This is a genomic window from Acidovorax sp. M14, assembly GCF_049331375.1.
GTDB lineage: Bacteria > Pseudomonadota > Gammaproteobacteria > Burkholderiales > Burkholderiaceae_C > Acidovorax.
This window is the reverse complement of record NZ_CP186263.1, coordinates 2545295-2571337: the sequence shown is the minus strand read 5'-3', so window position 1 is coordinate 2571337 and position 26043 is coordinate 2545295. Positions and strand designations below refer to the sequence as shown.

The window sequence follows — 26043 nt, the reverse complement described above, 5'->3', positions numbered from 1 at the left end:
AGCTGCTCAGGCACGATTTACTAGCGCTTGGTGCCGTTTTGATTCTCAAACTGTTTTTTGCCGCCATTTTTCTCCATGCAAGCCCTGCTCGACGCCATTGCCACCATGCCCCTGCCCACCGACGCCCAGCGCGTCTTCCACGGTCGGGGTGGGCTGTTTCCGGGCTGCGAGCAGTGGGTGCTGGACGCGTACCCGCCGGTGCTGGTGCTGACCAGCTTTGCGCCAGCCAGCGACGCCGAACTGGAGACCATTGGCGCTGCGCTGCAGGTGCGCTGGTCTCACATTGCACCTGCGGGCGAGCCGCTGAACTGGGTGTTCCAGCATCGGGGCGAGGCCCTGCGCATTGAAGGGCGCAGCGAAACGCGCCTGATGGCCGGTGCCGTGCCCGACCCCCATGTGGTCACCGAAGCGGGCGTGCGCTACCGCGTGCATGTGCTTCGCGGCCAGAACCACGGCCTGTTCCTGGACATGGCCGCGGGCCGCCGGTGGGTGCATGACTACGCCGCCGCGCGCAGCCAGGACCGCTACGGGCTCAAGGTGCTGAACCTGTTTGCCTACACCTGTGCGTTTTCGGTGGTGGCGCTACAGGCGGGCGCCAAGCAGGTGGTCAATGTGGACATGAGCCATGGCGCCATCGGCATCGGGCAGCAGAACCACCAGCTCAACGGCATCACCTCGGGCGCCACCTTCCTGCCGCACGACATCTTCAGCAGCTGGGGCAAGATCAACCGCAGTGGGCCCTACGGCCTGGTCATCGTGGACCCGCCCAGCTACCAGAAGGGCAGCTTTGTCGCCACCAAGGACTACGCCCGCCTGATGCGCCGCCTGCCCGATCTGCTGGCCCCTGGCGGCCATGCGCTGCTGTGCCTCAATGCGCCGGAGCTGGGCCTGGCCTTTTTGCAGGACCAGATGCAGGAGCTGGCGCCCGATCTGCGGTTTGTGGAGCGTGTGGCCAATCCACCTGTGTTTGCCGATGTGGATCCGCAGCGCGCGCTGAAGGTGCTGCTGTACCAAGCGCCTGAACTGGCGGTGGCAGCCTAAGAGCGGCTGGCAAAACTCAGCGAAGCGGTTCTGGCTAGGCGCTGTGTCGCAGGCAGTACGAGCAGTACGACAAGACACAGCAACGACGCCAGAAGAGTCTTGTTAGCCGCTCTAAAACACCCCCATCCCCAGCCCCGCCGCCATGGCCTCCCCCAGCGCGCGGCAGCGCTCCAGGTCGGCCGGGCCAATCTGCTTGGGTCCCAGGATGGCCTCGGGCGTTTGCGCGTGGGTGCAGACGATCAGTGTGTCTGCTATAGGCCGCAGGCGCCAGCCGGTGGCAATCCGTGCGATCTGGCGGGCGGCGTTGGTGCCGTCGCTGCCAGCGCAGACCAGGCTGGCATAGGGGCGGCCATTGATCTGGTCGAGTGCGCTGTAGTAGGTGCGGTCAAAAAAGTCCTTGAGCAGGCCGCTGACCGCCGCCAGGTTTTCGGGCGTGGCAAACAGGTAACCATCGGCCGCCAGCACATCGGCTACCTGGGCCTCGGGTGCAGGCAAGAGCCGTACCGCCACCCCGCTGCCAGCCGCCTGGGCGCCGGCAACGACGGCCTCCACCATCTGGCGGGTGCCGCCGGTGTGGGAGTGGTAGACGACAAGCAGGGTTTTGGTGGCATGCATGGCGCCAGCATAGAGGACATGCATGCGGGTTTCTCCCCGCGCTGCTTTGCGCCACACTGCGTATGCGGCGCAGGGTTCGCTGACAGAATGGAGGCGTTCTGCATCCTGCATTTCCCGATTTCATGCGTCTGACTTCCTCCGTGTCCCGCTGGCTGCACACCACGCGAGCGCGCCTGACCCTGCTGTTTGGCGGTACTGCGGTGGCCACCGGCTTGGCGGTGGGCTTGCTGGCCGACGAGTTGTTGACGCGCCAGCTCACGGACCTGAGCGGGCAGTCGCTCATGAACTCCAGCCAGCCGATTGCGCTGGCACTGGCCCAGGGCATGCAAGAGCGCGAGCGCGAGATTTCGCTGCTGAGCCACCTGCCCATGCTGACCCAGGGGTCGGGTTACGACCCGCAACTGCAGGCCCACCTGGAGCAGATCCGGCAGTCCTATCCGTTCTATTCATGGATCGGTGTGACCGACACCCAGGGCGTGGTACAGGTGGCGACGGGCAACCTGCTGCAGGGCCAGGATGTGTCCCAGCGGCCCTGGTTTGGCGCGGGCAGCCAGGGCCCCTACGTGGGCGATGCGCACGACGCGGTGCTGCTGGACAAGCTGCTGCGCGCGCCGGGCAGCCAGGTGCCATTGCGCTTCATGGACTATGCCTCGCCGGTGCGTGGTCAGGACTCCACTTTCAAGGGCGTGGTCGCCGCCCATGTGAACTGGGCCTGGGTGCAGGACATCATCCGGCGTGCCAGCCCGGCGTCGCCCTTGGCGAGCGGGCTGGAGGTCATGCTGGTCAACAAGGATGGCGTGATCAACACCGAAGGTGCGGTGGATCAGCCCCGTGCGTCCTTGCCCATCCTGCCGGAGCCCGGCGCTTTCCGCGTGATGTCTTGGGGCGGTGCATCCCCGCAGCCGTACCTGACGGCGGTCGTGTCGGTGCGCGCGCAGACCGCCACCGACCTGGGCTGGTTGTTGGTCACGCGGCAGCCGCTGGAGATGGCCCTGCAGCCCATCAGCCGCCTGCACACCCTGCTGGCACTGTTGCTGGGACTGATGGCAGCGTTGCTCGCCGGGCTGGCCTACGCGGTGGCACGGCGATTCAGCCAGCCGCTGGAGCGCCTGGCCCAGGCCGCCCAAGAGGTGCAGGCCACCGGGCAGGTGGCCGCGCTCCATGTCGATGTGAAGACGCTGGAGTTTCAGCACCTGCGTTCGGCCCTGGAGAACATGGCGCAAGGCCTGCTGGAGGGGCGTGCCGCGCTGCAAAGCGCCAATGCCGTGCTGGAGCACCGTGTGGCCGAGCGCACGCAGGCCCTGCACCAGAGCGAGCAGCGGTATCTCTCCATCCTGGAAGACCAGACCGAGATGATTTGCCGGTTTGACGCCAGCAACCGCATGACCTTTGTGAACGAGGCGTTCTGCCGGCTGTTCCACCTGCGCCGCGACGAGGTCGTGGGCCAGGTGTGGGCGCCCATCGTGCACCCGGACGACCTGCCCATGGTCACGCGGGCGCTGCAGGGCGTCAGCCCCGCGCAGCCCCTGGTGGTGGTGGAAAACCGCGTGGTGGCGGGCGATGGCGCCATCCGCTGGTGCCAGTTCAGCAACCGGGCGCTCTATGACGACGACGGCCAGTTGGTGGAGTGGCAGTCGGTAGGGCGCGACGTGACCGAGCGCCGCCAGCTCGAAGCCGAGCTGGCACAGGCCTCCGAGCGGTTCCAGGACCTGTATGACCACGCCCCCTGCGGGTACTACGCGCTCGACCGCCAAGGCAAGTACGTGCACCTGAACCTGCTGACCCTGCAATGGCTGGGCCTGCCGCGCGAGGAGGTGATTGGCAAGCTGGGGCCGGCCGACTTTTTCGACGACGAAGGCAAGGCACTGTTCAACGCGTGTTTCCCGGTGTTCTTGCAGAACGGCAAGATCGGGCCGCTGGAGTTCAACCTGTGCGGCCGGGGTGGCGAGCAGCGCCGGGTGAGCGTGTCGTCCACCGCCATCCTCAATGTGCAGGGCGACTACGTGATGAGCCGCTCCATCATGTACGACGTGAGCGAGCTGCATGCCGCGCGCCAGCAATTGCACACGCTGAACCTGGAGCAGCAGGCGATGCTGGACAACGACCTGATTGGCATTGCCAAGGTCAAGGACCGCGTCATCGTCTGGCGCAACCCTGCGCTGGAACGCATCTTTGGCTATGCGCCCGGCACGCTGCAGGGGCGCACAACCGAAGAGATGTACGTGGACCAGGAAGACTTTCTGGCCTTTGGCCGCGACGCTTATGCGGTGCTGGCCTCCGGCCAGCACTACCGGCAGCAGCGCCGGATGCGTAAGGTGACGGGCGAGATCGTGTGGATCGACGTCAACGGGGTGTTGCTGGAGGGACAGGGCGAGTCGCTGTGGCTCATGCAGGACATCACGGCCATGAAGCAGTACCAGGAGCAGGTGGAGCACATCGCGTTCCATGATGCGCTCACCCACCTGCCCAATCGGCTGCTGCTGGCCGACCGCATGACCCAGGCCTTTGCGCTGAGTGACCGCACCCAGACCCAGGCAGCGGTGTGTTATTTCGACCTCAACGGCTTCAAGCCCATCAATGACCGCTACGGGCACGACATGGGCGACGAGGTCCTCAAGATCACTGGCCGCCGCCTGCTGGAGCAGGTGCGGGGCAACGACACGGCCGCCCGCATCGGGGGGGATGAATTTGTGCTGGTGCTCACCGCCGTGAAGGACCCGGCCGAGGTGGACCAGGCGCTGAGCCGGGTGATGGCGGCCATTGAACAACCCATTGACCTGGGCGGGGGCCGCGTGGTCCGTGTGTCGGCCGCCGTGGGGACGGCGCTTTACCCCCGCGACGGCACCACGAGCTTCGAGCTGCTGCGTGCGGCGGACCAGGCCATGTACGCCGACAAGGGGCATGTGTCGGCCGAGCGCAGCTTGTGACCTTTCCTGGGCCCCACTGCACCAATACCTTTCAGTCGCCCTGCATCAGCACTCCAGTGATGTAGTCCCACTCAGACGCCTCCACCGGCGTGATCGAAAGGCGGCTGCCCTTTTGCAGCACCCGCATGTCCGCCAGTGCCGGGTGGGCGCGCAGCTCGGCCAGGCTGATCAGCCGCGTCTTGCGAACGGCCTGCACGTCCAGCAACAGCCAGCGAGGGTTGTCTGCCGGGGACTTGGGATCGTGGTAAGGCGATGCGGGGTCGAACTGGGTGGGGTCGGCGCGGGTGCCGCTGGCCACGCGGGCCAGGCCGGCAATGCCGGGCTCGGGGCAGCTGGAGTGGTAGAACAGCACGCCGTCACCCACCTGCATCGCATCGCGCATGAAGTTGCGGGCCTGGTAGTTGCGCACGCCGGTCCAGGGCACAGTCGCGCCGGGCGCGGCCAGGGCGTCATCGATGGAGCACTCGTCCGGCTCGGACTTCATGAGCCAGAACTGTGCGGGCCGAGCGCCGGGGGCGATGCTGGAGGGGGAAGAGGCAGTGACCATGCACGCATTCTGTCAAAGATGGAGCGGGTTATGGCAGGTGCCGGCGGGTCTGGAGGTGCTGCTGACGTATGGTGTTTGCTATACAAGTGATAGCTATTTGGGTATGTTCGACTAGCGCTTGTGGCCCAAAACACCACAAAAGACCCGTAAGCCCATCGCATGGGGCCCGCCACCCGCACAGGCGGATTGCGGTGTGCTGGAGCGCGCCGCAGAATCTGGCATGGCAAGGTTCGTAGCCTCCATCGGCCGACAGGCTGCCATTCCCTCGGCATTCTCAGCCCGCCAGTGGGCAGCGATTTTTTCCCCGTTCATTCATGGCCAGACACTCATCCACACCCGCCGCGCAACGTACCCCCAGCTCGGTTGTAGGCAAGACCCAGCGCGCGGGCGGCTGGCTGCTGGGCCTGTTTGCCCTGCCATTTGCAGCCGTGGGCGTGGGCATGCTGCTGCTCAGCGTGCTGCCCACGCTGTACGACTGGGCACGCATGCAGTGGTGGCAACCCGTGCCCGCCGCGCTGGTGGCGGCGCGCCTGGAGACCAGCCGCAGCAGCAAATCCAGCTCCTACACCGTCAAGGCCAGCTACCGCTACCAGGTGGCGGGGCGTGAGTACCAGGGGGACCGCGTAGCGATCAGTGGTGGGGGCGACAACGTGGGCGATTTTCAGGAAGCGCTGGGTGCGCGGCTGGAGCAGGCGTTGCGCGATGGCGCGCCGGTCCAGGTGTGGGTCAGTCCGTCCGACCCGACGGAGGCCGTCATTGACCGCAGCCTGCGGCCCGGCCTGCTGGCCCTGAAGATGGTGTTTGTGGTGGTGTTTGGCGGCGTGGGCGTCGGTCTGCTGGTGCATGTGCTGCGCCCCACCCGCGCCGCGCAGGGCAGTGCGGGCAGCAGCGGCCAGCCCCTGACGGCGGGCATGCCCGGGCGGGTCGAGCGCATACCCGGCGGGGTGGCCATGTACTTTCCGGCCGGCCGGTGGTGGGGACTCAAGCTGGCGCTGGCAGTGATGGGGGCCGTGTTTCTGACCGTGGGGGCGCTGGTACCTTGGGAGCAGGAGTCCTCCGGCGAGGTCGGGCCGTGGCTGTTCCGCCTGCTGTTCGGTGGTGTGGGCGGTTTGGTGCTGCTGGGCAGCTTCTACGCCCTGGCCAACAGCCTGCGGGTGCAGCTGGACCACAACGGCCTGCGCACCGAGCGGCGCCTGCTGGGCCTGATGCTCCGCTGGCACCAGGTGCCCCCGCACGACATTGCCCGGCTGCGGGTGGTGGAGAGCTACACGGTGGAGAGCAACAGCACACGCGACGTTTACTACCGCATCACAGCCGAGCTGCGGGGCGGGCGGCAGCTCACCATCGCCCAGGACCTGAAGGGGCGTGCCCAGGCCGACAAGCTGCTGGCGTCTATTGGCGGCTGGACCGGCTACGCCACGCGTTGAGTCGAGCAGAGTCGCCGAGACGACCTCAACCGGCCTTTCTGAAGGTGAGGTTGATGCGGTGCGCACCCGTCAACGGGTGGTGCGCCTCGGGCAGGGGCAGCACTCCATGAAAGCGCAAGCGCGCCGGTCCGCCCCACACCACCACATCGCCGTGCAGCAGCGCAATGCGGCGGGTCTTGTCCGCCCGCTGCGCGCCGCCCCACAGAAACATCGCCGGAACGCCCAGCGACACGGACACGATGGGATGGGCGTAGTTGCCTTCGTCGCGGTCCTGGTGCAGCGACAGGCGCGTGCCGGGGGCATAGCGGTTGATGAGGCAGGCGTCGGGCGCAAAGCCGGCGAAGCCAGCCGTTTCAGCGGCTTCGCGCGCGAGTTGGCGAAACAGCAGCGGCATGGTCGGCCAGCTCTGGCCGGTCTGCGGGTCGATGGGGTCATAGCGGTAGCCGCTGCGGTCACTCACCCAGCCCAGTGCGCCGCAGTTGGTCATGGCTACCGACATGGTCAGGCCTCCGGGGGTGACGAGATGCCTGAACGGGGCCTGGGCGGTGATCTGCTGCACGGCAGCCAGCAACTCCGCCGCCTGCGCCAGCGCATAGCCGCGCAGCACCACGGCGCCGGGCTCCAGCACCTCGGGTGGCCCGGCGGGCTGCGGTGGGTCGTCGAACAGGCTGGCGGTCATGGCATGGGTCGTTGTGGGCGAGTGTGCTGCCTGCAAGGGCACTGCGGGCACTGTGGGCGCAGCGTCACTCAGCATCATGAAAGCTGATGCCCAGCGTGTGCCGCTGCCCGCTGCGCAGGCGGCTCACGCCATGGCGCATCTGCACGCGGTACGGTCCACGCGTGCCCTGCACGGGGCGGTGGTGCACGGCAAACACCACGGCGTCGCCGCGCGATAGCGGCACCACCTCGGCCCGCGACTGCATGCGCGGGCGCTGTTCGGTCAGCACGAACTCGCCGCCGGAGAAGTCGCGCCCCGGCTCCGACAGCAGGATGGCCACCTGCAGCGGAAACACATGCTCGCCGTACAGGTCCTGGTGCAGGCAGTTGTAGTCGCCCGGTCCGTACTGCAGCAGCAGCGGGGTGGGGCGCACCTGGCCGGCGGCGTGGCAACGGGCGATGAAGTCGGCATGCTGTGCGGGGTAGCGCACGTCGATGCCCATCGCGGCGTTCCACTGGTTGGCGATGGGGGCCAGATGCGGGTACAGCGCCTCGCGCAGACCCGCAACCCGGTCAGGCAGCGGGTAGCTGAAATACCGGTATTCACCCTGGCCAAAGCCGTGGCGTTGCATGACCACGCGGCTGCGAAACGTGCCCTCGGGCGCGTGCCCGTACAGCCGGGTCAGCACGGCGCATTCGGTGGCGTCCAGCAGTTGGGGCAGCACGGCATTGCCCTGCTGGTGCAGGGCCTCGGTGGTGCGTTGCCAGTCGATGGCGGCCGCGCGTTGCTGCCACAGGCCGTCCGCTGGCGTGCCGGATGTTGAAAGAGTCGAAAGAGCCGCCACGCTCATGCCACCTTCTCCGCCAACAGCGGGGCCGCTTCTGCGTCGGACTCGCGCGCCAGCAGGGCGCGTTTGCGCTCCACGCCCCAGCGGTAGCCCGACAGCGCGCCATCGCTCTTCACCACCCGGTGGCAGGGAATGGCCACGGCCAGCCCGTTGGCTGCGCAGGCCTGGGCCACAGCCCGCACGGCCTTGGGGCTGCCGATGCGCTGGGCCACCTCGGCATAACTGGCCGTCTGACCGGCCGGGATGGCCTGCAGCACCCGCCACACCCGCTGCTGGAACGCGGTGCCGCGCACATCCAGCGGCAGGTTCAGCCCCAGGCCCGGGGCCTCGACAAACGCCACCACCTGCGCCACCAGGGCTTCAAACGCGGTGTCGCCGCCAATCAGGCGGGCCTGCGCAAACCGGTCCTGCAGCTCGCGCAGCAGCGCGTCGGGGTCGTCGCCCAGCAAGATCGCGCAGATGCCCCGGTCGCTCTGCGCCACCAGAATCGCGCCCAGCGAGCACTGGCCGATGGCAAAGCGGATGTCTTGCGACGCACCCCGTGCGCGGTACTGGCTGGGCCGCATGCCCAGCACCTGGGCAGACTGTTCGTAAAACCGGCTGCTGGACTGGTAGCCCGCGCCATAGATGGCGTCCGTCACCGAGTCCGTGGTCGGGCTGTCGAGCGCACTGCGCAGCCGCTGCGCGCGCTGGGCCACCGCATAGGCCTTGGGGGTGAGGCCCGTGGCCTGCTTGAAGATGCGGTGCAGGTGCGAGGCACTCAGCCCCACGCGGGTTGCCAGTGCATCGAGGGTGGGTGCCTCGCCGGGCGCGGCGCTTTCGATGATGCGGCAGGCTTCCGTCACCAGCGCCGCGTGGTGCGACAGCGCGGTGGCCTGGCGCGGCTTGCAGCGCTGGCAGGGGCGGAACCCGGCGCGCTCCGCATCGTCGCAACTGGCATGGAACAGCACGTTCTCGGGCCGGGGTGTGCGCGACGCGCAGCTGGGGCGGCAGTACACGCCCGTGGTCTGCACCGAGTACCAGAACGTTCCATCGGCCCCAGCGCTGCGTGCCAACACCACTGCCCAGCGCGGGTCAGCCTGGGTGGCGGTGGCTTGCGCGGCCTTGGTGCTGGGACGGTGGCGGGTGGGCATGGGGGCGCTGTGGGGAAAGAGGGTGGTCACATTCATCATGGTGCAGGGCTCACAAGGTGGGTTGCAATGCCATGCACTCTAGGGACGGAGGCCGTGGGGCGCACTCCGAAGCTTGCTTTTGAATTCTGCGCTTTTGCGCAAGGCTCCCCGCACGGATGAGTGTGCTCACTTATTGATAGCTGCCAGAGCATGTTTTACTAGCGCTACAAGGTAAAAACGCCCAAAACTCAGGTTTCAGGTGGCTGCAGCGGCCGGGGCCGCCGTTTGCCTGTGCCACCCCAGCGCGGCGCGTCTTCGCCGGGTATGCCCAGCGGGTTGTTGGCCGGTTCGGTCAAGGGGGCCAGCAGCGCGTGCAGGTCGGCCTCGCTGAACTTGACTGCGCCTTCGGCATCGTGCCCCAGCACGCCCTGGGCCAGCGCGCCCTTGCGGGCCTGCAGCTCCAGCATGCGCTCTTCGATGCTGCCTTCCACCACCAGCTTGTAGACAAACACCGGCTGGTCTTGCCCGATGCGGTGGGCGCGGGCGGTGGCCTGTTCTTCGACGGCGGGGTTCCACCACGGGTCGAGGTGGATCACGGTGTCGGCGGCCGTGAGGTTCAGGCCCAGGCCACCGGCCTTGAGGCTTACCAGCAGGATGGCGGCGCTTGCGTCGCCCTGCGCCTGGAACTGCCGCACCACCGCGCCGCGCTGGCGGGGCGGCGTCTGGCCTGTGAGGGTGAGGTAGGGCAGGGCCAGGGTGTCGAGCAACTCGGCCGCCAGCGCCAGCATTTCGGTGAACTGCGAGAACACCAGCACGCGGCGGCCTTCATCGACCAGGGCGGGCAGCAGGTCGGCCAGCAGTTCGAGCTTGGCGCGCTCCATGGTGTGGGCGGTTTTCGTGGTTCCTTTGACGAGGCGTGGATCACAGCAGACCTGGCGCAGCTTGAGCAACGCGTCCAGGATGGCGATTTGTGAACCTTCAAAGCCCTGGCGCTCCAGCGCACGGCGCACCTGTTTGTCGGCCGTGGTGCGCACGGCCTCGTACAGCTCGCGCTGCTTGCCTTGCAACTGCACGCGCAGGATGGTTTCGGTGCGTGGTGGCAGCTCGGTGGCCACGTCCTGCTTGCGGCGGCGCAGGATAAAGGGGCGCACGCGCTGCGACAGCAGCTCGGCGCGCAGGGTTTCGCCGTTTTCCTCGATGGGCTTGCGCCAGCGGGCGTTGAAGCCGCGCACATCGCCCAGAAAGCCGGGCATCAAAAAGTCAAACTGCGCCCACAACTCGCCCAGGTGGTTCTCCAGCGGCGTGCCCGTCAGGCACAGCAGGTGCGATGCCTGCAGCTTGCGCAGTGCGCGGGCGCTGCGGCTGCCGGCGTTCTTCACCATCTGGGCTTCGTCCAGGATCAGCAAGTGAAAGGGCTGCGCGGCCAGTGCGTCCACATCGCGCCAGAGCAGGGGGTAGGTGGTCAGCACCAGGTCATGGTCTGCGATGTGCAGGTAACGTTTGCCACGGTCGGCGCCATGCAGGGCCAGCACGCGCAGGCTGGGCGCCATGCGCGCGGCCTCGGCCTGCCAGTTGAAGAGCAGCGAGGTGGGTAGCACCACCAGCGCCGGGCGCTTCAGCCGCCCGGCCTCCTTTTCGGTCAGCACGTGGGCCAGCGCCTGTGCGGTTTTTCCCAGGCCCATGTCGTCGGCCAGGATGCCTCCCAGGCCCTGGGCGCGCAGGTATTGCAGCCAGGCCAGCCCTTCGAGCTGGTACGGGCGCAGTTGTACCTGCAGCCCCTGCGGCGCGGCCACCGGCTGGGGCGTGCCGATAGAGCGCAGGCGCTTGGCGAGCTGTGCCAGGCCCGCATCGCCCTGCAACTGCCAATCGTTGTTCCAGCCGTTCACCGTGCCCACGCGGTGCGCCAACACCAGCCCGGCGCGCAGGGCCTCGATGCGGCGGGCCTCCCAGGCGCCCAGGCGCAGCGGGTCGCCATCCTTGAGTTGCTTTCGGGTGGGGTCGGTCAGCAGGTCCACCATGGCGCCCACGATGGCCTTGAGCGGCCCGGCGGGCGCCTCGATGCGCTTGCCGCCGGGCGCACGCAGCGAAATGATGGCGATGTCATCGATGGCCGCCATCTGCCGCGCGTTGAGCCAGCGGGCGTCGCGCCGCAGCAGGTCGGCCAGCATGGGGGCCAGGTCCAGCGTTTGCCCATCGATCTCGATGCCCAGGCTGAGCAGCCAGGCGCCCTCGCGCTCAGGCAGCATGAGCTTTTGCACGGGGCGCTCTCGCGGGGCCAGCGGGCCGTCCACTTCCTTGCCCAGCAACTCGCCGGTGTCGGGGGCGATCAGCAGCTTCCAGCGCTGCACGGGCACGCTTTCGTGCGCAAAGCCGGGGTGCACCACCACGGTCCAGCCTTGGGTGCGCAACTGGGGAACCACATCGGCCCAGAAGTCGCCAAAGTGCGCCTCTTGCGCCAGGGTCCACACGGGGCCCAGCGTGGCAGCGGCTGCGCGGTGGCGCCACTGCAGGTTTTTGGCGTCTACGGGGGTGAGGCCCAGGTCCCACACACGGTCCATGGCATCGGCCTCGGCGGCCAGGTTGCGCTGCATGCGCACCACCGGGCCACCGGTGTCGAACAGGTCTTGCACGGGGGCCGGGCGCGCGTTGAGGATGGAGGTGGGCGCGGGCGTCTGCCAGGTGGCGCCGCTGTCGGTGCGGTAGGTCCAGTCAATCTGCACCAGCGTGACGCTGTCACCGCGCGGGCCCAGCTTGCCCTGGGGCGCCATGCCCAGCAGACCATCGCCCCGACCCAGCGTCATGAGGGTGATGCGCGGGCGAAAGTGGCCGGGGACTACGCCATCGGGTGTGTTGGGCGCCGGGCTGTGGCCCGGCGGGTGGCTGCCATCGCCCCTCAGCTGGGCCATGACCTGCGCGGCCTCGGCATCGGTCAGCGGGGGTAACTGCTGCAGGGCGGCGCTGTCAGCCCGGTTGCGCAGGGCCTGGGCCCATTGCGCGACCACGTGGGCACGGCCTGCAGGGGGCGTGGGTGGAACGGGCAACGGCGGCAAGCTGGGCATGGGCTGGCATTGTGCCCATGCGCAGTGCGGCGCTGGATGCTAAGCGTTGCGTTGGGTGCCCAGCGCCAGCGCAAACAGCTCGTTGCGAAAGTGGATGCCCAGGCGGCTGAAAGCGCGGTTGCGGTAGGTTTTGACGGTGGGCAGGCTCAGGCCCAGGTCGCAAGCAATGCCCTCTTGCGTCATGCCTTGCAGCAGGCGGGCGCACACGTCCAGCTCGCGCTCGGTCAGCCCTGGGTGGGCGCGCAGCAGGCGTTCGCGCAGCGCAGGCAGGCTGTGGGACAGTGCGGGCACCGTGGCCTGCGCCGGGGGCTGCAGTGCGGGTTGCAGCACGCCGGGGCGCTGGGCCAGGGCGATGTGCTTGCGGGTCAGCGCCAGCAGCACCGGGGCCATGCCCTCAAAGTCGCTGATCTGCCGGTCCTGGAAGGGCTTTTGGTGCTGGTGGCGGTAGAAGTTGACGGCAAAGACCGAGCCATCGCTCTCGTGTTCGACCACCGACACCCGCTCGGCCACGCCATGGGCCTCGTAAACGCGGGCGCGGTGCTCCGCATCTACCTCGGGCGCCGTCAGGTGGCACAACTGGGTGGGTGCTTCGGCCGGGGCAGCTTCGTCCAGCGAGCGGCCCCAGGTGCGGTCGGTGCGGTAGGGGCCCGAGAGGTAGGCCCACCAGCAGTCCTGTGTGGTGTCGGGGATGCCGTAACTGGCCGACATGAACAAGGTGGGTTTGCAATAGCGCCCGGTGCGGTACACCGACCACGACGCTGCGGGCAGCACGGGGGCCAGCTCTTGCAGCATGCCGCAGGCAAACCCGTCGTCGCCCAGCTGGTGAACCATGGCGCCCAGGGCCGAGCCCGTGAGGTTGGGCGTGGGGGCAATGCCGCTGCCCGAGGTGCTTGCAGGGAGCCAGTGCCTCATGAATCGCGCGGGGTGTGCCGGGTGGGCGTTGTCATGGCTGTCATCTTCAGGGATGACAGGGGTCAAGCACCACGGGATTTACGCTAGGTGCAACCCCGCAAGCAGGCTGGGTGCAAGCCGTCCAGCATGCGCCATCCCCTTGCCAGACACCCGAAAGATGGAGCCCATGACCGAACCCGTGCCCTTTGTGGAACCCCGTTTGCGATTTTTTGCCGACCTGCGCGTGGAGGTGGGCGTGCCCCAGGAGGTGGGCCGCACCGTGCACGGCCTGCGCCGGCTCATCCCCATCCTGGGCGGAAAGGCCCAGGGCGATGGCTGGCAGGCCCGGGTGATGCCTGGCGGGGCGGATTTTCAGCTCATCGTGAGCGACACCCTGGCCGAGCTGGACGCGCGCTACACGCTGGAGGCGGATGGCGGCGACCTGATCTATGTGCAAAACCGCGCTGTGCGGTCCGGCCCGCCGGAGCTGATGGCCCGCCTGGTGCGTGGCGAGGTGGTCGACCCAACGCAAATCTACTTTCGCTGCAGCCCCCAGTTCGAGACAGCGTCTCCCGCGCTGCGATGGATTGGCGAGCGCATGTTCACCGGCACCGGGGCGCGGTTCCCCGACGCCGTGGCCATGCGGTTCTGGGAGCTGATGTAGCCGCACCGCAGTCCTGCTATTCCTTTTTTTGATGACCGACAGCACACAACAACACCCTGGAGACCTTGTCATGACCTCTTTTTCCACGCTCACCCGCACCCTGTCCCGTGGACTGTCCCGCCGCCATGCCCTGCGCAGCGTCTGCCTGGCAGCTACGGTGGCGGCGGGCCTGGCCCCTGCCACCGGCGCCCTGGCGCAGACGGCAAGTTACCCCAACAAGCCGGTGCGCATCATCGTGGGCTTTCCGGCGGGCACGGGGCCGGACATCGTGGCGCGGCTGCTGGCGCAAAAGCTGTCGGAAGGTTGGGGCAACCTGGGCGTGATTGTGGACAACAAGCCCGGCGCCGGGGGCCTGATCGCTGCGACCGAGGCCGCACGCGCCGCCCCCGATGGCTACACGCTGATGCTGGGCGAAACCGGCCAGCTCAGCATTGCGCCCAGCAGCTACAACAAGCTGCCGTACGACCCGCAAAAGGACTTTGCCCCTGTGAGCCAGGTGGTCACCGCCGACTTTGCGTTGCTGGTCAACCCGCAAAAGGTGCCGTCGCGCAATGTGAAGGACTTTGTGGCCTGGACCCAGCAACAAAAAGGCCTGTTCCTGGCCACCTTTGGCGCGGGCACGCCGGGTCACTTCGGCGCCTTCATGTTTGGCGAGGCCGTCAAGCTCAAGCCCGAACCGGTGCACTACAAGAACACCACCGATGCGCTGGGCGGCCTGTTCAGCGGTGACGTGCAGGGCGTGTTTGCCAGCGTGGGCCTGGCCGCGCCCAACGTGAAGGCCGGCAAGCTGGTGGCGCTGGGCACCACAGGCGGTACCCGGTCCAACGCACTGCCCGATGTGCCGACCATCAAGGAGCAGGGCTACCCCAGCCTGGAGTTCAACTCGTGGTTTGGCATCGTGGCCCCGGCCAAGACGCCCCCCGAGATCGTCGCCAAGCTGAGCGCCGACATCATCAAGGCCGTGCAGTCGCCCGAGGGCAAGGCCAAGATGGAAGAGGCCGGTTTCCGCGTGACGGGGACCAGTCGCGAGGAGTTCGCCCGCATCATCGCGGCCGACACGGTCACTTGGGGCAAGGCCGTGGCGGCCACGGGCTTCAAGGCCGACTGAGTCGGTACGGGCCCGTTATCACAGGGCGCAAAGCCCTGCGATAGCAGCAAGGCCCTTCGCCCACAAAAAAACTGCGCGCCTTTCTCAGCGACGCCCTGACGGCCGTCGCCGGGCGTTCCTGCGCCGATGGTTCAACCCCACAAGACCGATTCACCGAGGAGACCACCATGCCATCCCTGTCATTGGACACCCCCATCGCGCAACGCGTTGCGCTGCCCGCCGCCATGCTGCTGCCGTTATTGCTCAGTGCCTGCGGCGGCGGCAACGCCGTGCTGGTTACCGAGAGCGCCAACCCGGCCGCCGCTTGCGCCGCATTGAGCACCAACGCGCAGCTCAGCAACACCAACTTGTCCACCAGCTATGTGCCACCCGGCACGCGCCGCCCCGGTGGCGCTGCGACGGGCGACTTTTTGCCCGGGCACTGCGTGGTCACGGGCGCCATCAACCCGCGTGTGGGTGTGGATGGCAAGAACTATGCGATCGGTTTTCAGCTCAGCCTGCCCGACCGCTGGAACGGGCGCTTTCTGTTCATCGGCGGGGGCGGCAACGACGGCATCCTGCGCGACACCTCGCTCAGCTCCAGCATTTCGGGCGGCACGCCGTCGCCGCTGGGGCAGGGCTTCGCGGTGGTGTCCACCGATGCGGGCCACACCGGCACCAGCGCCAGCTTTGGCGCCGACCCGCAGGCGCGCATCGACCATGCCTACAACTCCTACGACAAGACAGCCGTGGCCTCCAAGTCGCTCATCAGCACGCGCTACGGCCGCAAGCCGGACTACTCTTACTTCTCGGGCTGCTCGGGCGGCGGCCGCCAGGGCATGATGTTCTCGCAGCGGTTCCCGGACTACTTTGACGGCATCACTGCGGGTGCGCCCGCCATGCGCGTATCCAGCGGCGCCACCGTGGCCGCCATGTGGAACACCATCCAGTTCAACGCCATTGCGCCGCAAGACGCCAGTGGCAACCGCATCCTCTCCAAGGCCTTCAGCAACAGCGACCTCAAACTGGTGGCCACTGCAGTGAATGCCACCTGCGACGCCGCCGACGGCGTGGTGGACGGCCTGGCCCAGAACGTCAATGCCTGCAAGGCGTTTGACCCCGCCGTGCTGCAATGCACGGGCGGCAAGACCGAAAGCTGCCTGTCGTCTGCCCAGGTGGGCGCGCTCAAGAGCGTGTTTGCCGGGCCCCGTAACTCTGCCGGCAAGGCGCTGTACACCGGCCAACCGTGGGACGCCGGGCTGGCGGCACCGGGCTGGCGGTCGTGGACGCTGGGCAACTCGACCACGGCCACGCCCGATGCGCGCTACATCACGTTGATGGTGGATGCCCTGGTCAACGAGTTCTTCACACCGCCCGATCTGTCGTTCAACCCGCTGGCGTTCAACTTCGACACCGACCCCGCACGCATGGCAGCATACTCGGCCATCTACGACACCTACGCCGACGACAAGCTGGCGGCCTACAAGCAGCGCGGCGGCAAGCTGTTGTTCATCCACGGCATGTCCGACCCGATCTTCTCGGCGTTTGACACTGTGGACTACTACGAACGCCTGGCGGCGAACAACGGCGGCGTGGCGGCGACGCAGAGCTTTGCGCGGACCTTTCTGGTGCCGGGCATGAACCACTGCTCGGGCGGTCCGGCTACCGACAACTTTGACTCGATCCAGACCATGGTGGACTGGGTGGAGAAGGGCATCGCACCGCAAAGCATTGCGGCCAAGGCGCTGCCCACCAACACCGACTTCCCCAACCGCACGCGTCCGCTGTGCCCCTACCCGCAATTTGCCAAGTACAAGGGCTCGGGCAGTGTGGAAGATGCCAGCAGCTTTGTCTGCTCGGCCAGTTGACGTGCAGCCGGTACGGCGTCGCTACGAAGAAAAAAGGGCCCCCGGGCCCTTTTTTCTTGTTGCCACCTCGCTCGGGGAGTCAGTGTTTTACCGCAGAGGCTGACGCCGGCGGCGGCAAGCGCAGTTGGGCCTGCTGCACCACACGGATGCAGTCGCGCAAATGCTGCTCCCCCAGGTAGCGCAGGGTGGCGTAGCCAATGGTCGCCGCCACTGCCTGGCCCGCCAAAGGCACGTATTTGGCGACCTGCTTGGTGCTCAGCCGCAGCCCCACAGTCTGGGTGGCCCGCAGGACCAGTTCGCGGGTGATCAGCTTGCCGATGAGCACCGACCCCACCAAGCCCACCGCCTTTTGCACCTGCTCCCGCTTTTTGGGGTCCAGCTGGTCGATCTGCTCGGCTGTGAGGCCGAACTCAGCGTTGATCTGGGGGATCAGGCGGGAGAGCAGGGCGGCATCCACCGCCCAGTCCAGCCCCGGCACAGGCACCACGCTGGCCGCTGCTGCCACCACCGCGCGGCGGTGCAGCAGCTTGCGGGCGCGGCGCACGGCCGCAGCCAGTTCAGGGTCTCCGGCAGCCATTTGCAGTGAGGTGGGCATGGGTGGCAATTTGAAAGAGGGTGGGTGGACGAACGTGGGTGTTTAAGAACAGGTTCTAAGCACCGATGTGGGCAGCTCAGCGCGTTTTATCAAGTCTCAAGACTTGCCCTTGACCAGGCCGTACACCACCAGCAGGGCGACGGCTCCGAGCACCGAGGCAATCCAGCCAGCGCTGTCCCCCTGCGCATACCAGCCCAGGGCCATACCAACATAGCTGGCCAGAAAAGAGCCTGCAATACCCAGCAGCGCCGTCATGATCCAGCCCAGCTTGTCGTCCCCGGGTTTGACGGCCCGGGCGATCAGGCCCACCACCAAACCAATCAGCAACATCCCCAGCAATGACAGCATGTTTTTCCCCTTGATAGTTGGTTCAGACGATGGAGTCACTTTACAGATCGGGCAGTCCAAATGCTGTCGGACAATGCCCCCTGTTAGCGTCCCGCAGGCAGGGATGTGGTGGGAGATGGGGCGGCCGAGGGATGCAAGGGGCGGTCAAAGAGGCAGCGATCAAAGCGGTAAGCGTGCAATTCCATCCCCGATATCTGGTGGTCGGTGCGTGAGCACACGTAGCGCCCAGTGGGCAGGCTGGTCCAGGCCGCCTCGGTGAGCAGGATCTCGTTGGCCATGGCAATGTCTTCGCCCAGTTTGCAGGCGCAATTCATTTCGGGACCAAACAGGTCTTCGCGCGCAATCACCAGAGTGGGGCCAAAGCCAATGCCTGCGCTCACGTTTAGCGCCCGCTCGGGGGGGAGTACGGTGTTCATGGCGCTCAGGGCGCGCAGGGTGTCCAGGGCGGCCTCAAGCGCTTGCTCGGGCGTGGCGAAGACTGCAAACAGGTTGTCGGCCTCCTGCTTGATGACCTCGCCGCCGTTGCCCTCGATGGCCGGGCGCGCCGCCTGCTCCATCTGGTGGATCATCGCCAGGAAATGGATGATGCCGTGGCTCTGGGTGATGCGTGAGAAGCCGCACATGTCCAGCACCAGAATGGCCACGCTGCGCACAAACGCCTGTTCAATCGCGGCATCGATCACGCCGGTGCCGCTTGCAGGCGTCTGGTTGCGCTCAGACAGCAGGCGCCGTAGATAGCCCTTGTCATGTGCAGCCGCTGCGTCGGGTGGCAGTGCGGGAGAGTGGTTCATGGCAATGCCCTGTGGGTCGTGTCCGACATGGTAGCGCGGCTGGTGCTGGCGCTGAGCAGGTCACGCACGGGGCTACAGTGGGGCATGCAAAGGGCGGTTGGGTGCATCTCGCAGTTGCAATCGCCGCAAACTTTATCAAGACAGAAAGGTGTACCGACCATGTTCACTTCGTCCTCCACTCTCCTCACTTCTGGCTCCGTGGCATCGGCCGGGGCCCAGCGCCGGTCATGGAGCCTTTGGGTGGCGCGTCCAGCTGCCGTACTGGTGTCGGCCCTGGCCTTGGGCGGTGCGCTGTCGTTACCGGCCGCCGCACAGTCCCAAAGCGACGAGGCTTCGCTGGCTCGGGGGGCAGTGCCTGACACCACGCCGCAGCAGCGTTATCAGTCTGCGATTCGCGAAGCGGGTGGTGGGCTCAAGGTAAGCCTGGAGGAGTGCCGTGCCATGCCGACGGCTGAGCGCAAGGGTTGTGAATCCGAGGCCCGGGCGCGCTACCAGGCCGATATGTCAGCTGCCAAGGCGCTGCTGCGAGGCGATCCATCTGCTGGGCCCGTCAATGTGACGGGTGGCCCCATTCGCAGCACGGAGACGGTGTACGTGGTCAAGCCTTGATCCCCACGGCTTGCTAGTGGAGCTAGCCGGGAGCGTTTCAGGGACTACTTCTGAGCTTGGGGTGCCTGAGCGCTCTCGACACCCTCGCCGGGGGTCACGCGGCGAGCACCGTTAAAGCGGCGCGCCCAGTAGGCGATGCTCATGTCCTCCACCCGGATCTCAGAGCCGCTGCGGGGCGAGTGGATGAACTTGCCGTCCCCCACGTAGATGCCCACGTGGCTGAAGTTGCGGCGCATGGTGTTGAAAAAAACCAGGTCGCCGGGTTGGAGTTCTTTCTTGTCGATGACCTGGGTGGCAGCCGCCTGCTGATCGGCACGGCGGGGCAATAGCAGGCCCACGGTCTGTTCGTAGATGGCGCGCACAAAGCCGCTGCAGTCAAAACCGGTTTCGGCACTGTTGCCGCCGCGCTTGTAGGGCACGCCCAAAAAGCCCATGGCGTTGACCACCAGGTCACCCGCATGGCCGGCAACGGTCTGGGCTTTGTCTGCCACCTTGTGGCTCACGTCTTCAAGTCGGGTGAGAAGCCCTTTGTCCGCGAGCAAGCGGTCCATATCGTCAGAATTGGTGCCCTGGGGCGCAGCATGCGCTGCGGTGGCGCAGGCAAGGATGAGGATGCATAACCATCTGGACATGGGGGCGAAGGGTAACACGATATGGTTATTTATAAAAAATAATCGTTTTTACAAGCTGTTGATTTCATTCAGATAAATCGGTGGTTCCAGCCTTTTCACAGACAACTGCAGCTTGCAAGATGTGCGCCAGACGGGCGCTGTACCGCGCTGGTGCGGGATAGAGGGCATGGCCCGGGAATACAAGGAGGTTGAAGGCATGGGTTGGACACCAAATCGGCCGGTAGCGCCGTTGCACAAAGCGCAGCTAGCTCTGTTTTTGATAGTGACGGGCGCGCAGACCGGCGCCCATGCCCAAAATGCGCCCGCCCCTGCGCCAGCGGTGTCACTGGTGCCCGTTGCCACCGGTCTGGCGCATCCCTGGGCGGTGGCCTTTTTGCCCGGCGGGCAATTTTTGGTGACCGAGCGCCCGGGGCGCCTGCGCGTGGTCAGTGCAACGGGGCAGGTGGGGCCTGCGCTGGCAGGGGTGCCGCCGGTGGCAGCGGGCGGGCAGGGCGGCCTGCTGGACGTGGTGACCGACAACGACTTTGCCCGCACCCGCCGTATCTACTTCTGTTTTGCCGAGCCCGCCGCAGGTGGCACGGCGGGCAACAGCACGGCGGTGGCGCGCGCCACCCTGTCGGCAGATGCCAGCAGCCTGCAGGACGTGCGCATCATCTTCAGCCAGCGGCCCAAGGTCGAGAGCGCGCTGCATTTCGGCTGCCGCATTGCCCAGGCCAGCGACGGCAACCTGTTTGTGGCGCTGGGCGAGCGCTACCACCGCAAGGACGATGCCCAAAAGCTCGACAACCACCACGGCAAGGTCATCCGCATCACGCCCGATGGAGCAGCGCCGCCCGACAACCCGTACGTGAAGCAGGCCGGCGCCTTGCCCGAGATCTGGAGCTACGGCCACCGCAACCCCCAGGGCGCCACGATGGCCCCCGACGGCAAGCTGTGGATGCACGAACATGGCCCGCAGGGCGGTGACGAAATCAATCTGCCTCAGCCCGGGCGCAACTACGGCTGGCCTGTCATCACCTACGGCGAGAACTACGGCGGCGGAAAGATGGGCGAGGGCACGGCCCGCTCCGGCATGGAACAGCCGCTGCACCACTGGACACCGTCCATCGCCCCCTCGGGCATGGCGTTCCTGACCAGCACACGCTACGGCACGGCGTGGCAGGGCAGCCTGTTTGTCGGGTCGCTCAAGTTTGGCGCCCTGCACCGGCTGGAGGTGGCGGGTGGCAAGGTGCAGAAGGAAGAACGGCTGTTGCAAGGCAACGGTGAGCGCATTCGCGACGTGCGCCAGGGGCCCGACGGCCTGCTGTACCTGCTGACCGACAGCCCGCAAGGGCGCTTGCTGCGGTTGCAGCCCGCTGCGGCGCCGTGACCGGTTTTGCTTGACGCACATCAAGCAATTCCGGAGATGAGAGCCCGAACCCGCTGACCCGGGGTGATCCCGCAGCCTGTGCGGGCATTTTCGGTATAGGCTGGTGCGATGCACGCTGAGCCCACCACCTCGTCACCTACCGCTCCCTTGGTCAACCCGAGCGTCGCCTCGGCCGACCCCGCAGGCACGCAGTCCCGCTCCCAGCTGGCCCTGCGCCGCGTGGCCATAGACACCTGGCGCGAGAACGTCGCCTACCTGCACCGCGACTGCGCCGTATATCGTGCCGAGGGCTTCCAGGCCCTGTCCAAGATCGAGGTGCGCGCCAACGGCCGCCGCATTCTGGCCACGGTCAACGTGGTGGACGACCTCGCCATCGTGGGCTGCAATGAACTGGGCCTGTCGGAAGACGCGTTTGCCCAGCTGGGCGTGGACAACGGCCATACCGTGTCGGTGGCCCAGGCCGAGCCGCCCGAGTCCATGGGTGCGCTGTTCCGCAAGATTGCCAGCGAGCGCCTCACGCGCGAGGACTTTGGCGCCATCGTGCGCGACATTGCCGACCACCGGTATTCCAAGATCGAACTCACCGCCTTTGTGGTGGCCTGCCACCGCAGCGAGCTGGACCGGGAAGAAGTTTTCTTTTTGACCGACGCCATGGTGAACAGCGGCCGGCGCCTGGACTGGCACGAGCCACTGGTGGTGGACAAGCATTGCATCGGCGGCATCCCCGGCAACCGCACCACCATGCTGGTCGTGCCCATCGTCGCCGCGCACGGCATGTTGTGCCCCAAGACCTCGTCGCGCGCCATCACCTCGCCCGCTGGCACGGCCGACACCATGGAGGTGCTGGCCAAGGTGGAGCTGCCGCTGGAGCAGCTGGCCGACATCGTGCGCGACTACCGGGGCTGCTTGGCCTGGGGCGGCACCGCCAACCTGTCGCCCGCGGATGATGTGCTGATTTCGGTGGAGCGGCCACTCTCCATCGACTCGGCCGGGCAGATGGTGGCGTCCATCCTGTCCAAAAAGGTGGCCGCCGGAGCCACGCACCTGGTGCTGGATATTCCCATCGGCCCCACAGCCAAGGTGCGCTCCATGCCCGACGCCCAGCGCCTGCGCCGCCTGTTTGAATATGTGGCGCGGCGCATGGGCCTGTCGCTGGACGTGGTCATCACCGACGGCCGCCAACCTGTGGGCAAGGGCGTGGGCCCGGTGCTGGAGGCCCGCGACGTGATGCGCGTGCTGCAAAACGACCCGCGCGCGCCCGACGATCTGCGGCAAAAGGCGCTGCGCCTGGCCGGGCGCCTGATCGAATGCGACCCCGATGTGCGCGGCGGCGACGGCTACGCGATTGCGCGCGATATCCTCGACTCGGGCCGGGCACTGGCGCGCATGAACGCCATCATCGCTGCCCAGGGGAGCACAGGGTTTGACCACAACCACCCAGCGCTGGGTGCGCTGACGCTGGACGTGGTGGCACCGGCCAGCGGCGTGGTGGCGGGCATCGACAACTACCAGATCGCCCGCGTGGCCCGCCTGGCCGGTGCGCCCAAGGTGCCGGGCGCTGGTGTGGACCTGATGCACAAGCTGGGCGACACCGTGGCCGCTGGCGACCTGCTGTACCGCGTGCATGCCAGCTACCCGGCCGACCTTGAGTTTGCGCGCCACGCGTGCGAACGCGACAGCGGCTACCGCCTGGGCACGGCCGACGAAGTGCCGCGCGTGTTTGTGGAGTTCTGACCATGTCTGCGCCACAAGCCTCCTGTCTGCTGTACTTTGACGATGAAGAAGCACCCGCCTTGCGCCTGGGGCAGGCTGCGGGCCTGCCCGCCCAGGCCATCGAGCGCCACCGCTTCCCCGATGGAGAACTCAAGCTGCGCCTGCCGGTGGACGACACGGGCCGCCTGCCGCTCCGCGCCGTGCTGCTGCGCAGCTTGCACCAGCCCAATGAAAAACTGGTGGAGCTGCTGCTGGCCGCACGCACGGCCCGCAGCCTGGGAGTGCAGCACCTCACGCTGGTGGCACCGTACCTGGCCTACATGCGGCAGGACATCGCCTTCCACCCGGGCGAGGCCGTGAGCCAGCAAGTGGTGGGCGGGTTTTTGGGCGGGCTATGCGATGCCGTCATCACCGTGGACCCGCACCTGCACCGCATCGACCGGCTGGAGCAGGCCATCCCTGTGCCGCAGGCCGTGGTGCTCAGCGGTGCCGAGCCGCTGGCCGACCTGATTGCCCTTCGCCGCCCGAATGCTCTGCTGGTGGGGCCCGATGGCGAATCCGCCCAGTGGATCGCCCAGGCCGCCGCGCGCCACGGCTTTGACCATGCCGTCTGCACCAAGGTGCGCCATGGCGACCGGCAGGTGGCCATTGAACTGCCCGCGCTCAACGCCCAGGGGAGGGCGGTGGTGCTGCTGGACGACATGGCCAGCACCGGCCGCACGCTGGCGCTGGCCGCACGGTTGCTGCTGCAGGCGGGCGCTACCTCGGTGGACGTGGCCGTGACGCATGCGTTGTTTGCGGGCGATGCATTGCAGGCGATGCACGACGCCGGGGTAGGGGAGGTGTGGAGCACGGACTGCATTCCGCACCCGAGCAACGCAGTGGCCATGGCTGGGCCGCTGGCGGCGGCGTTGCGGCCGGTCCTGGCTGCGTAAGGGGCACTGCCGGGCTGCGACAATGCGCCATTCCCCTGCGCACCGTCCCGGCCAGCGCATTCCAGAACACGCACACGATCGAACACACCATGCTGCTTGACGCCACCGAATCCCAACTCGTCCTGGTCGATTACCAGGAGCGACTGATGCCAGCCATCCACGAAGGCCCCGCCGTACTTGCCAACGCCCGCCGCCTGGCCGAGATCGCCCGCATGCTGGACGTGCCCGTGTGGGGCACAGAGCAAAACCCCTCCCGCCTGGGCGCCAACGACGCCGCGCTGCGCGCCCTGTGCCAGAAGACCCTGGCCAAGATGCACTTCAGCGCTGCCGAAGAAGGTCTGGGCGAATGGCTGCGCCCGCCAGCCAAGCCCCAGGGCGGCAACGCGCGCAGCCTGCCCAAGCACCTGCAAAAGCCCGCCCAGCAAGCGCCCGAGCGCGGCACCATCGTGATTGCCGGGTGCGAAGCCCATGTCTGCCTGCTGCAGACCGCGCTGGACCTGATCGACGACGAGTTTGAAGTGTGGGTGGTGACCGACGCCTGCGGCTCGCGCACCGAACGCAACCGCGATGCCGCCTTCGACCGCCTGGCTGGCGCGGGCGCCGAACTGGTGACCACCGAGATGGTGGCGTTTGAATGGCTGGGCAGCTGCGAGCACCCGGCGTTCAAGGACGTGCTGGGGCTGATCAAATAATCAGTTTTGAGCCAAATTGGCTGCTAGCGCTTGATATTCAAGCGCTAGCAGCTATCAAAATCATAGTGATTGGAGTGAGTTTCGGTCAGGCGAAGTAGGGCACGGCCACTTTGACCAGCAACCCCACCACCGCACAGCCGCCCAGCAGCGGCATGACGCCTAGCTTGAAGCGGAACAGCGCCACCAGCGCCCCCACGGCGATGACGGCCGATACGGCGTCAAAGCGGCCGCCAAAGCCCTGCGGCCACAGCAGGTGGTAGGCAAAAAACAGCGCCAGGTTCAGGATCACGCCCACCACAGCAGCCGTGATGGCCGACAGCGGCGCGGTGAATCCCAGCTTGCCGTGCGTGGCCTCCACCAGCGGGCCGCCCGCCAGGATAAAGATGAACGAGGGCAAAAAGGTCACAAAGGTCACGACCGTGGCCGCCGCCACGGCGCCTGCAAAGAGGGCGTCCGGCCCCCACACCTGCTGCAGCCAGCCGCCCACAAAACCCACAAACGCCACCACCATGATCAGCGGGCCGGGCGTGGTCTCGCCCAGGGCCAGACCATCGATCATTTGCGGGCCGCTGAGCCACTGGTAGTGCTCCACCGCGCCCTGATACACATAGGGCAACACAGCATAGGCGCCGCCAAAAGTGAGCATGGCCGCCTTGGTGAAGAACCAGCCCATCTGCGTGAGCGTGCCTTGCCAGCCCTGCGTAGCCACCAGCAGGCCCATGGCCGCCAGCCACAGCCCCAGCCCCGCCAACAATACCTTGACCAGGTGGACGCGAGAAAAGCGCGCATGGGCAGGCGTTGGCGTGTCGTCATCGATCAGCGCGGGGCCATAGCCCTGGTGGGCATTGGCATGGCCGCCCCCCAGTGCAAACACGGCGGGCCAGCGCTGCGCGCCAAAGTAGCCGATGAGCCCGGCCGCCAGCACGATGGCGGGGAAGGGCGTGTCGAACGCGAAGATCGCCACAAACGATGCGGCAGCGATGCCCCACATCCAGCCGTTCTTGAGCGCGCGGGTGCCGATGCGGTGCGCGGCATGCAGCACCAGTGCCGTCACGGCGGGCTTGATGCCGTAGAAGATGCCCGCCACCACGGGCACATCGCCAAAACGCAGATACACCCACGACAGCCCGATCAGGATGAACAGCGAGGGCAGCACAAACAGCGCCCCCGCCACGATGCCGCCCCAGGTGCGGTGCATGAGCCAGCCGATGTAGGTGGCCAGTTGCTGGGCCTCCGGGCCGGGCAGCAGCATGCAGTAGTTGAGGGCGTGCAAGAAGCGGTTTTCGCTGATCCAGCGGCGCCGCTCCACCAGCTCGGCGTGCATGATGGCGATCTGGCCAGCCGGCCCGCCAAAGCTGATGAACCCGAGCTTGAGCCAGAACCAAAAGGCTTCGCGGAAAGGGACGGAGGTGGGGGCAGGGGACTGCGCTGTTTGCATGGCCCCGGAGTGTGACAGGCCTGTGTGACGCTTGCCGACATATCCATATTCCAGCGGCACTTCGAACCCTTGTGGCAGCGAACAAGGGCCGCCACGTCAGTTTGCCGCAAGCCCGTCATGAATAATTATGAATTCAAAACCTGCTGTCCTGGCAGGGCGAGAGAGATGCCGAGGAGAC

The 26043-nt window shown here is 67.0% G+C and carries 23 protein-coding genes; 11 read left to right on the top strand and 12 right to left on the bottom strand.

All coding sequences use genetic code 11. The features are described 5' to 3' along the window. The first annotated feature begins 75 nt into the window (after positions 1 to 75). Positions 76 to 1041, top strand: coding sequence for a class I SAM-dependent methyltransferase (locus ACOYR4_RS11805; RefSeq protein ID WP_422846737.1), 966 nt, complete (start codon positions 76 to 78; stop codon positions 1039 to 1041). Positions 1042 to 1152: 111 nt separating this feature from the next. Here ACOYR4_RS11805 and ACOYR4_RS11800 read toward each other — a convergent pair whose 3' ends face one another. Then, on the bottom strand, positions 1153 to 1656 hold the full coding sequence (locus tag ACOYR4_RS11800) for a flavodoxin family protein (protein WP_422846736.1): 504 nt from the start codon (positions 1654 to 1656) through the stop codon (positions 1153 to 1155). Between the two features lie 122 nt (positions 1657 to 1778). Between ACOYR4_RS11800 and ACOYR4_RS11795 the strand changes: the two genes are divergently transcribed. Then, positions 1779 to 4583: a PAS domain S-box protein gene (locus tag ACOYR4_RS11795; RefSeq protein WP_422846735.1), complete on the top strand. Its 2805-nt coding sequence runs from the start codon at positions 1779 to 1781 to the stop codon at positions 4581 to 4583. Between the two features lie 31 nt (positions 4584 to 4614). On the opposite strand, the gene ACOYR4_RS11790 is transcribed toward ACOYR4_RS11795, so the two are convergent. Then, complete coding sequence (locus tag ACOYR4_RS11790) at positions 4615 to 5130, bottom strand: EVE domain-containing protein (RefSeq protein WP_422846734.1); 516 nt, start codon at positions 5128 to 5130, stop codon at positions 4615 to 4617. A 314-nt stretch (positions 5131 to 5444) separates the two neighbouring features. Here ACOYR4_RS11790 and ACOYR4_RS11785 point away from each other — a divergent pair, with 314 nt between their 5' ends. Continuing rightward, on the top strand, positions 5445 to 6557 hold the full coding sequence (locus ACOYR4_RS11785) for a DUF3592 domain-containing protein (protein ID WP_422846733.1): 1113 nt from the start codon (positions 5445 to 5447) through the stop codon (positions 6555 to 6557). Between the two features lie 25 nt (positions 6558 to 6582). Here the strand turns inward: ACOYR4_RS11785 and alkB are convergent, their stop codons facing one another. The 5 genes from alkB to ACOYR4_RS11760 form a co-directional block, all read right to left on the bottom strand. Next, positions 6583 to 7236 carry a DNA oxidative demethylase AlkB gene (gene alkB, locus ACOYR4_RS11780; RefSeq protein WP_422846732.1) on the bottom strand — a complete coding sequence of 218 codons (654 nt, stop codon included), beginning with the start codon at positions 7234 to 7236 and terminating at the stop codon, positions 6583 to 6585. 64 nt (positions 7237 to 7300) lie between these two features. Next, positions 7301 to 8065, bottom strand: coding sequence for a 2OG-Fe(II) oxygenase (locus tag ACOYR4_RS11775; protein ID WP_422846731.1), 765 nt, complete (start codon positions 8063 to 8065; stop codon positions 7301 to 7303). Beyond that, a complete protein-coding gene (gene ada, locus ACOYR4_RS11770) occupies positions 8062 to 9195 on the bottom strand; it encodes a bifunctional DNA-binding transcriptional regulator/O6-methylguanine-DNA methyltransferase Ada (protein ID WP_422846730.1) in 1134 nt (377 codons plus the stop codon). The genes ACOYR4_RS11775 and ada overlap by 4 nt, the downstream gene beginning before the upstream one ends. A 227-nt stretch (positions 9196 to 9422) precedes the next feature. Next, the gene (locus tag ACOYR4_RS11765) at positions 9423 to 12233 is read right to left on the bottom strand and encodes a DEAD/DEAH box helicase (protein ID WP_422846729.1); all 2811 of its coding nucleotides are present in this window, start codon (positions 12231 to 12233) and stop codon (positions 9423 to 9425) included. A gap of 39 nt (positions 12234 to 12272) precedes the next feature. Continuing rightward, the gene (locus ACOYR4_RS11760) at positions 12273 to 13145 is read right to left on the bottom strand and encodes a helix-turn-helix transcriptional regulator (protein WP_422846728.1); all 873 of its coding nucleotides are present in this window, start codon (positions 13143 to 13145) and stop codon (positions 12273 to 12275) included. Between the two features lie 166 nt (positions 13146 to 13311). On the opposite strand from ACOYR4_RS11760, the gene ACOYR4_RS11755 reads away from it, so the two are divergent. The 3 genes from ACOYR4_RS11755 to ACOYR4_RS11745 all read left to right on the top strand — a co-directional run bounded on the left by ACOYR4_RS11755 (position 13312) and on the right by ACOYR4_RS11745 (position 16743). Then, the gene (locus ACOYR4_RS11755) at positions 13312 to 13788 is read left to right on the top strand and encodes a DUF3237 domain-containing protein (protein ID WP_295938946.1); all 477 of its coding nucleotides are present in this window, start codon (positions 13312 to 13314) and stop codon (positions 13786 to 13788) included. A 70-nt stretch (positions 13789 to 13858) separates the two neighbouring features. Beyond that, on the top strand, positions 13859 to 14896 hold the full coding sequence (locus tag ACOYR4_RS11750; protein WP_422846727.1) for a Bug family tripartite tricarboxylate transporter substrate binding protein: 1038 nt from the start codon (positions 13859 to 13861) through the stop codon (positions 14894 to 14896). A 167-nt stretch (positions 14897 to 15063) separates the two neighbouring features. Beyond that, the gene (locus tag ACOYR4_RS11745) at positions 15064 to 16743 is read left to right on the top strand and encodes a DUF6351 family protein (RefSeq protein WP_172727527.1); all 1680 of its coding nucleotides are present in this window, start codon (positions 15064 to 15066) and stop codon (positions 16741 to 16743) included. A 79-nt stretch (positions 16744 to 16822) separates the two neighbouring features. Here ACOYR4_RS11745 and ACOYR4_RS11740 read toward each other — a convergent pair whose 3' ends face one another. The 3 genes from ACOYR4_RS11740 to ACOYR4_RS11730 all read right to left on the bottom strand — a co-directional run bounded on the left by ACOYR4_RS11740 (position 16823) and on the right by ACOYR4_RS11730 (position 18477). Next, positions 16823 to 17338 (bottom strand): hypothetical protein, encoded by a 516-nt coding sequence (locus ACOYR4_RS11740; RefSeq protein ID WP_110958627.1) that lies wholly within the window; start codon positions 17336 to 17338, stop codon positions 16823 to 16825. A 96-nt stretch (positions 17339 to 17434) separates the two neighbouring features. Then, positions 17435 to 17686, bottom strand: coding sequence for a GlsB/YeaQ/YmgE family stress response membrane protein (locus ACOYR4_RS11735; protein WP_015014032.1), 252 nt, complete (start codon positions 17684 to 17686; stop codon positions 17435 to 17437). An 83-nt stretch (positions 17687 to 17769) separates the two neighbouring features. Beyond that, entirely contained in the window at positions 17770 to 18477 is a 708-nt protein-coding gene (locus tag ACOYR4_RS11730; protein WP_422846726.1) for an adenylate/guanylate cyclase domain-containing protein, read from the bottom strand. A 159-nt stretch (positions 18478 to 18636) separates the two neighbouring features. On the opposite strand from ACOYR4_RS11730, the gene ACOYR4_RS11725 reads away from it, so the two are divergent. Then, positions 18637 to 19086 carry a hypothetical protein gene (locus tag ACOYR4_RS11725; protein ID WP_422846725.1) on the top strand — a complete coding sequence of 150 codons (450 nt, stop codon included), beginning with the start codon at positions 18637 to 18639 and terminating at the stop codon, positions 19084 to 19086. A 44-nt stretch (positions 19087 to 19130) separates the two neighbouring features. On the opposite strand, the gene ACOYR4_RS11720 is transcribed toward ACOYR4_RS11725, so the two are convergent. Beyond that, positions 19131 to 19718 (bottom strand): C40 family peptidase, encoded by a 588-nt coding sequence (locus ACOYR4_RS11720; RefSeq protein WP_291442932.1) that lies wholly within the window; start codon positions 19716 to 19718, stop codon positions 19131 to 19133. A 196-nt stretch (positions 19719 to 19914) separates the two neighbouring features. Between ACOYR4_RS11720 and ACOYR4_RS11715 the strand changes: the two genes are divergently transcribed. From ACOYR4_RS11715 to ACOYR4_RS11700, 4 genes are all read left to right on the top strand, one after another. Continuing rightward, complete coding sequence (locus ACOYR4_RS11715) at positions 19915 to 21087, top strand: PQQ-dependent sugar dehydrogenase (protein WP_422846724.1); 1173 nt, start codon at positions 19915 to 19917, stop codon at positions 21085 to 21087. A 204-nt stretch (positions 21088 to 21291) separates the two neighbouring features. Beyond that, on the top strand, positions 21292 to 22821 hold the full coding sequence (locus ACOYR4_RS11710) for a thymidine phosphorylase family protein (protein ID WP_422849653.1): 1530 nt from the start codon (positions 21292 to 21294) through the stop codon (positions 22819 to 22821). Positions 22822 to 22823: 2 nt separating this feature from the next. Beyond that, positions 22824 to 23735 carry a ribose-phosphate diphosphokinase gene (locus ACOYR4_RS11705; RefSeq protein ID WP_422846723.1) on the top strand — a complete coding sequence of 304 codons (912 nt, stop codon included), beginning with the start codon at positions 22824 to 22826 and terminating at the stop codon, positions 23733 to 23735. Between the two features lie 89 nt (positions 23736 to 23824). Continuing rightward, on the top strand, positions 23825 to 24427 hold the full coding sequence (locus tag ACOYR4_RS11700) for an isochorismatase family protein (RefSeq protein WP_137745505.1): 603 nt from the start codon (positions 23825 to 23827) through the stop codon (positions 24425 to 24427). Positions 24428 to 24512: 85 nt separating this feature from the next. Here the strand turns inward: ACOYR4_RS11700 and chrA are convergent, their stop codons facing one another. Then, positions 24513 to 25865, bottom strand: coding sequence for a chromate efflux transporter (chrA, locus tag ACOYR4_RS11695; RefSeq protein ID WP_422846722.1), 1353 nt, complete (start codon positions 25863 to 25865; stop codon positions 24513 to 24515). Positions 25866 to 26043 lie beyond the last annotated feature (178 nt).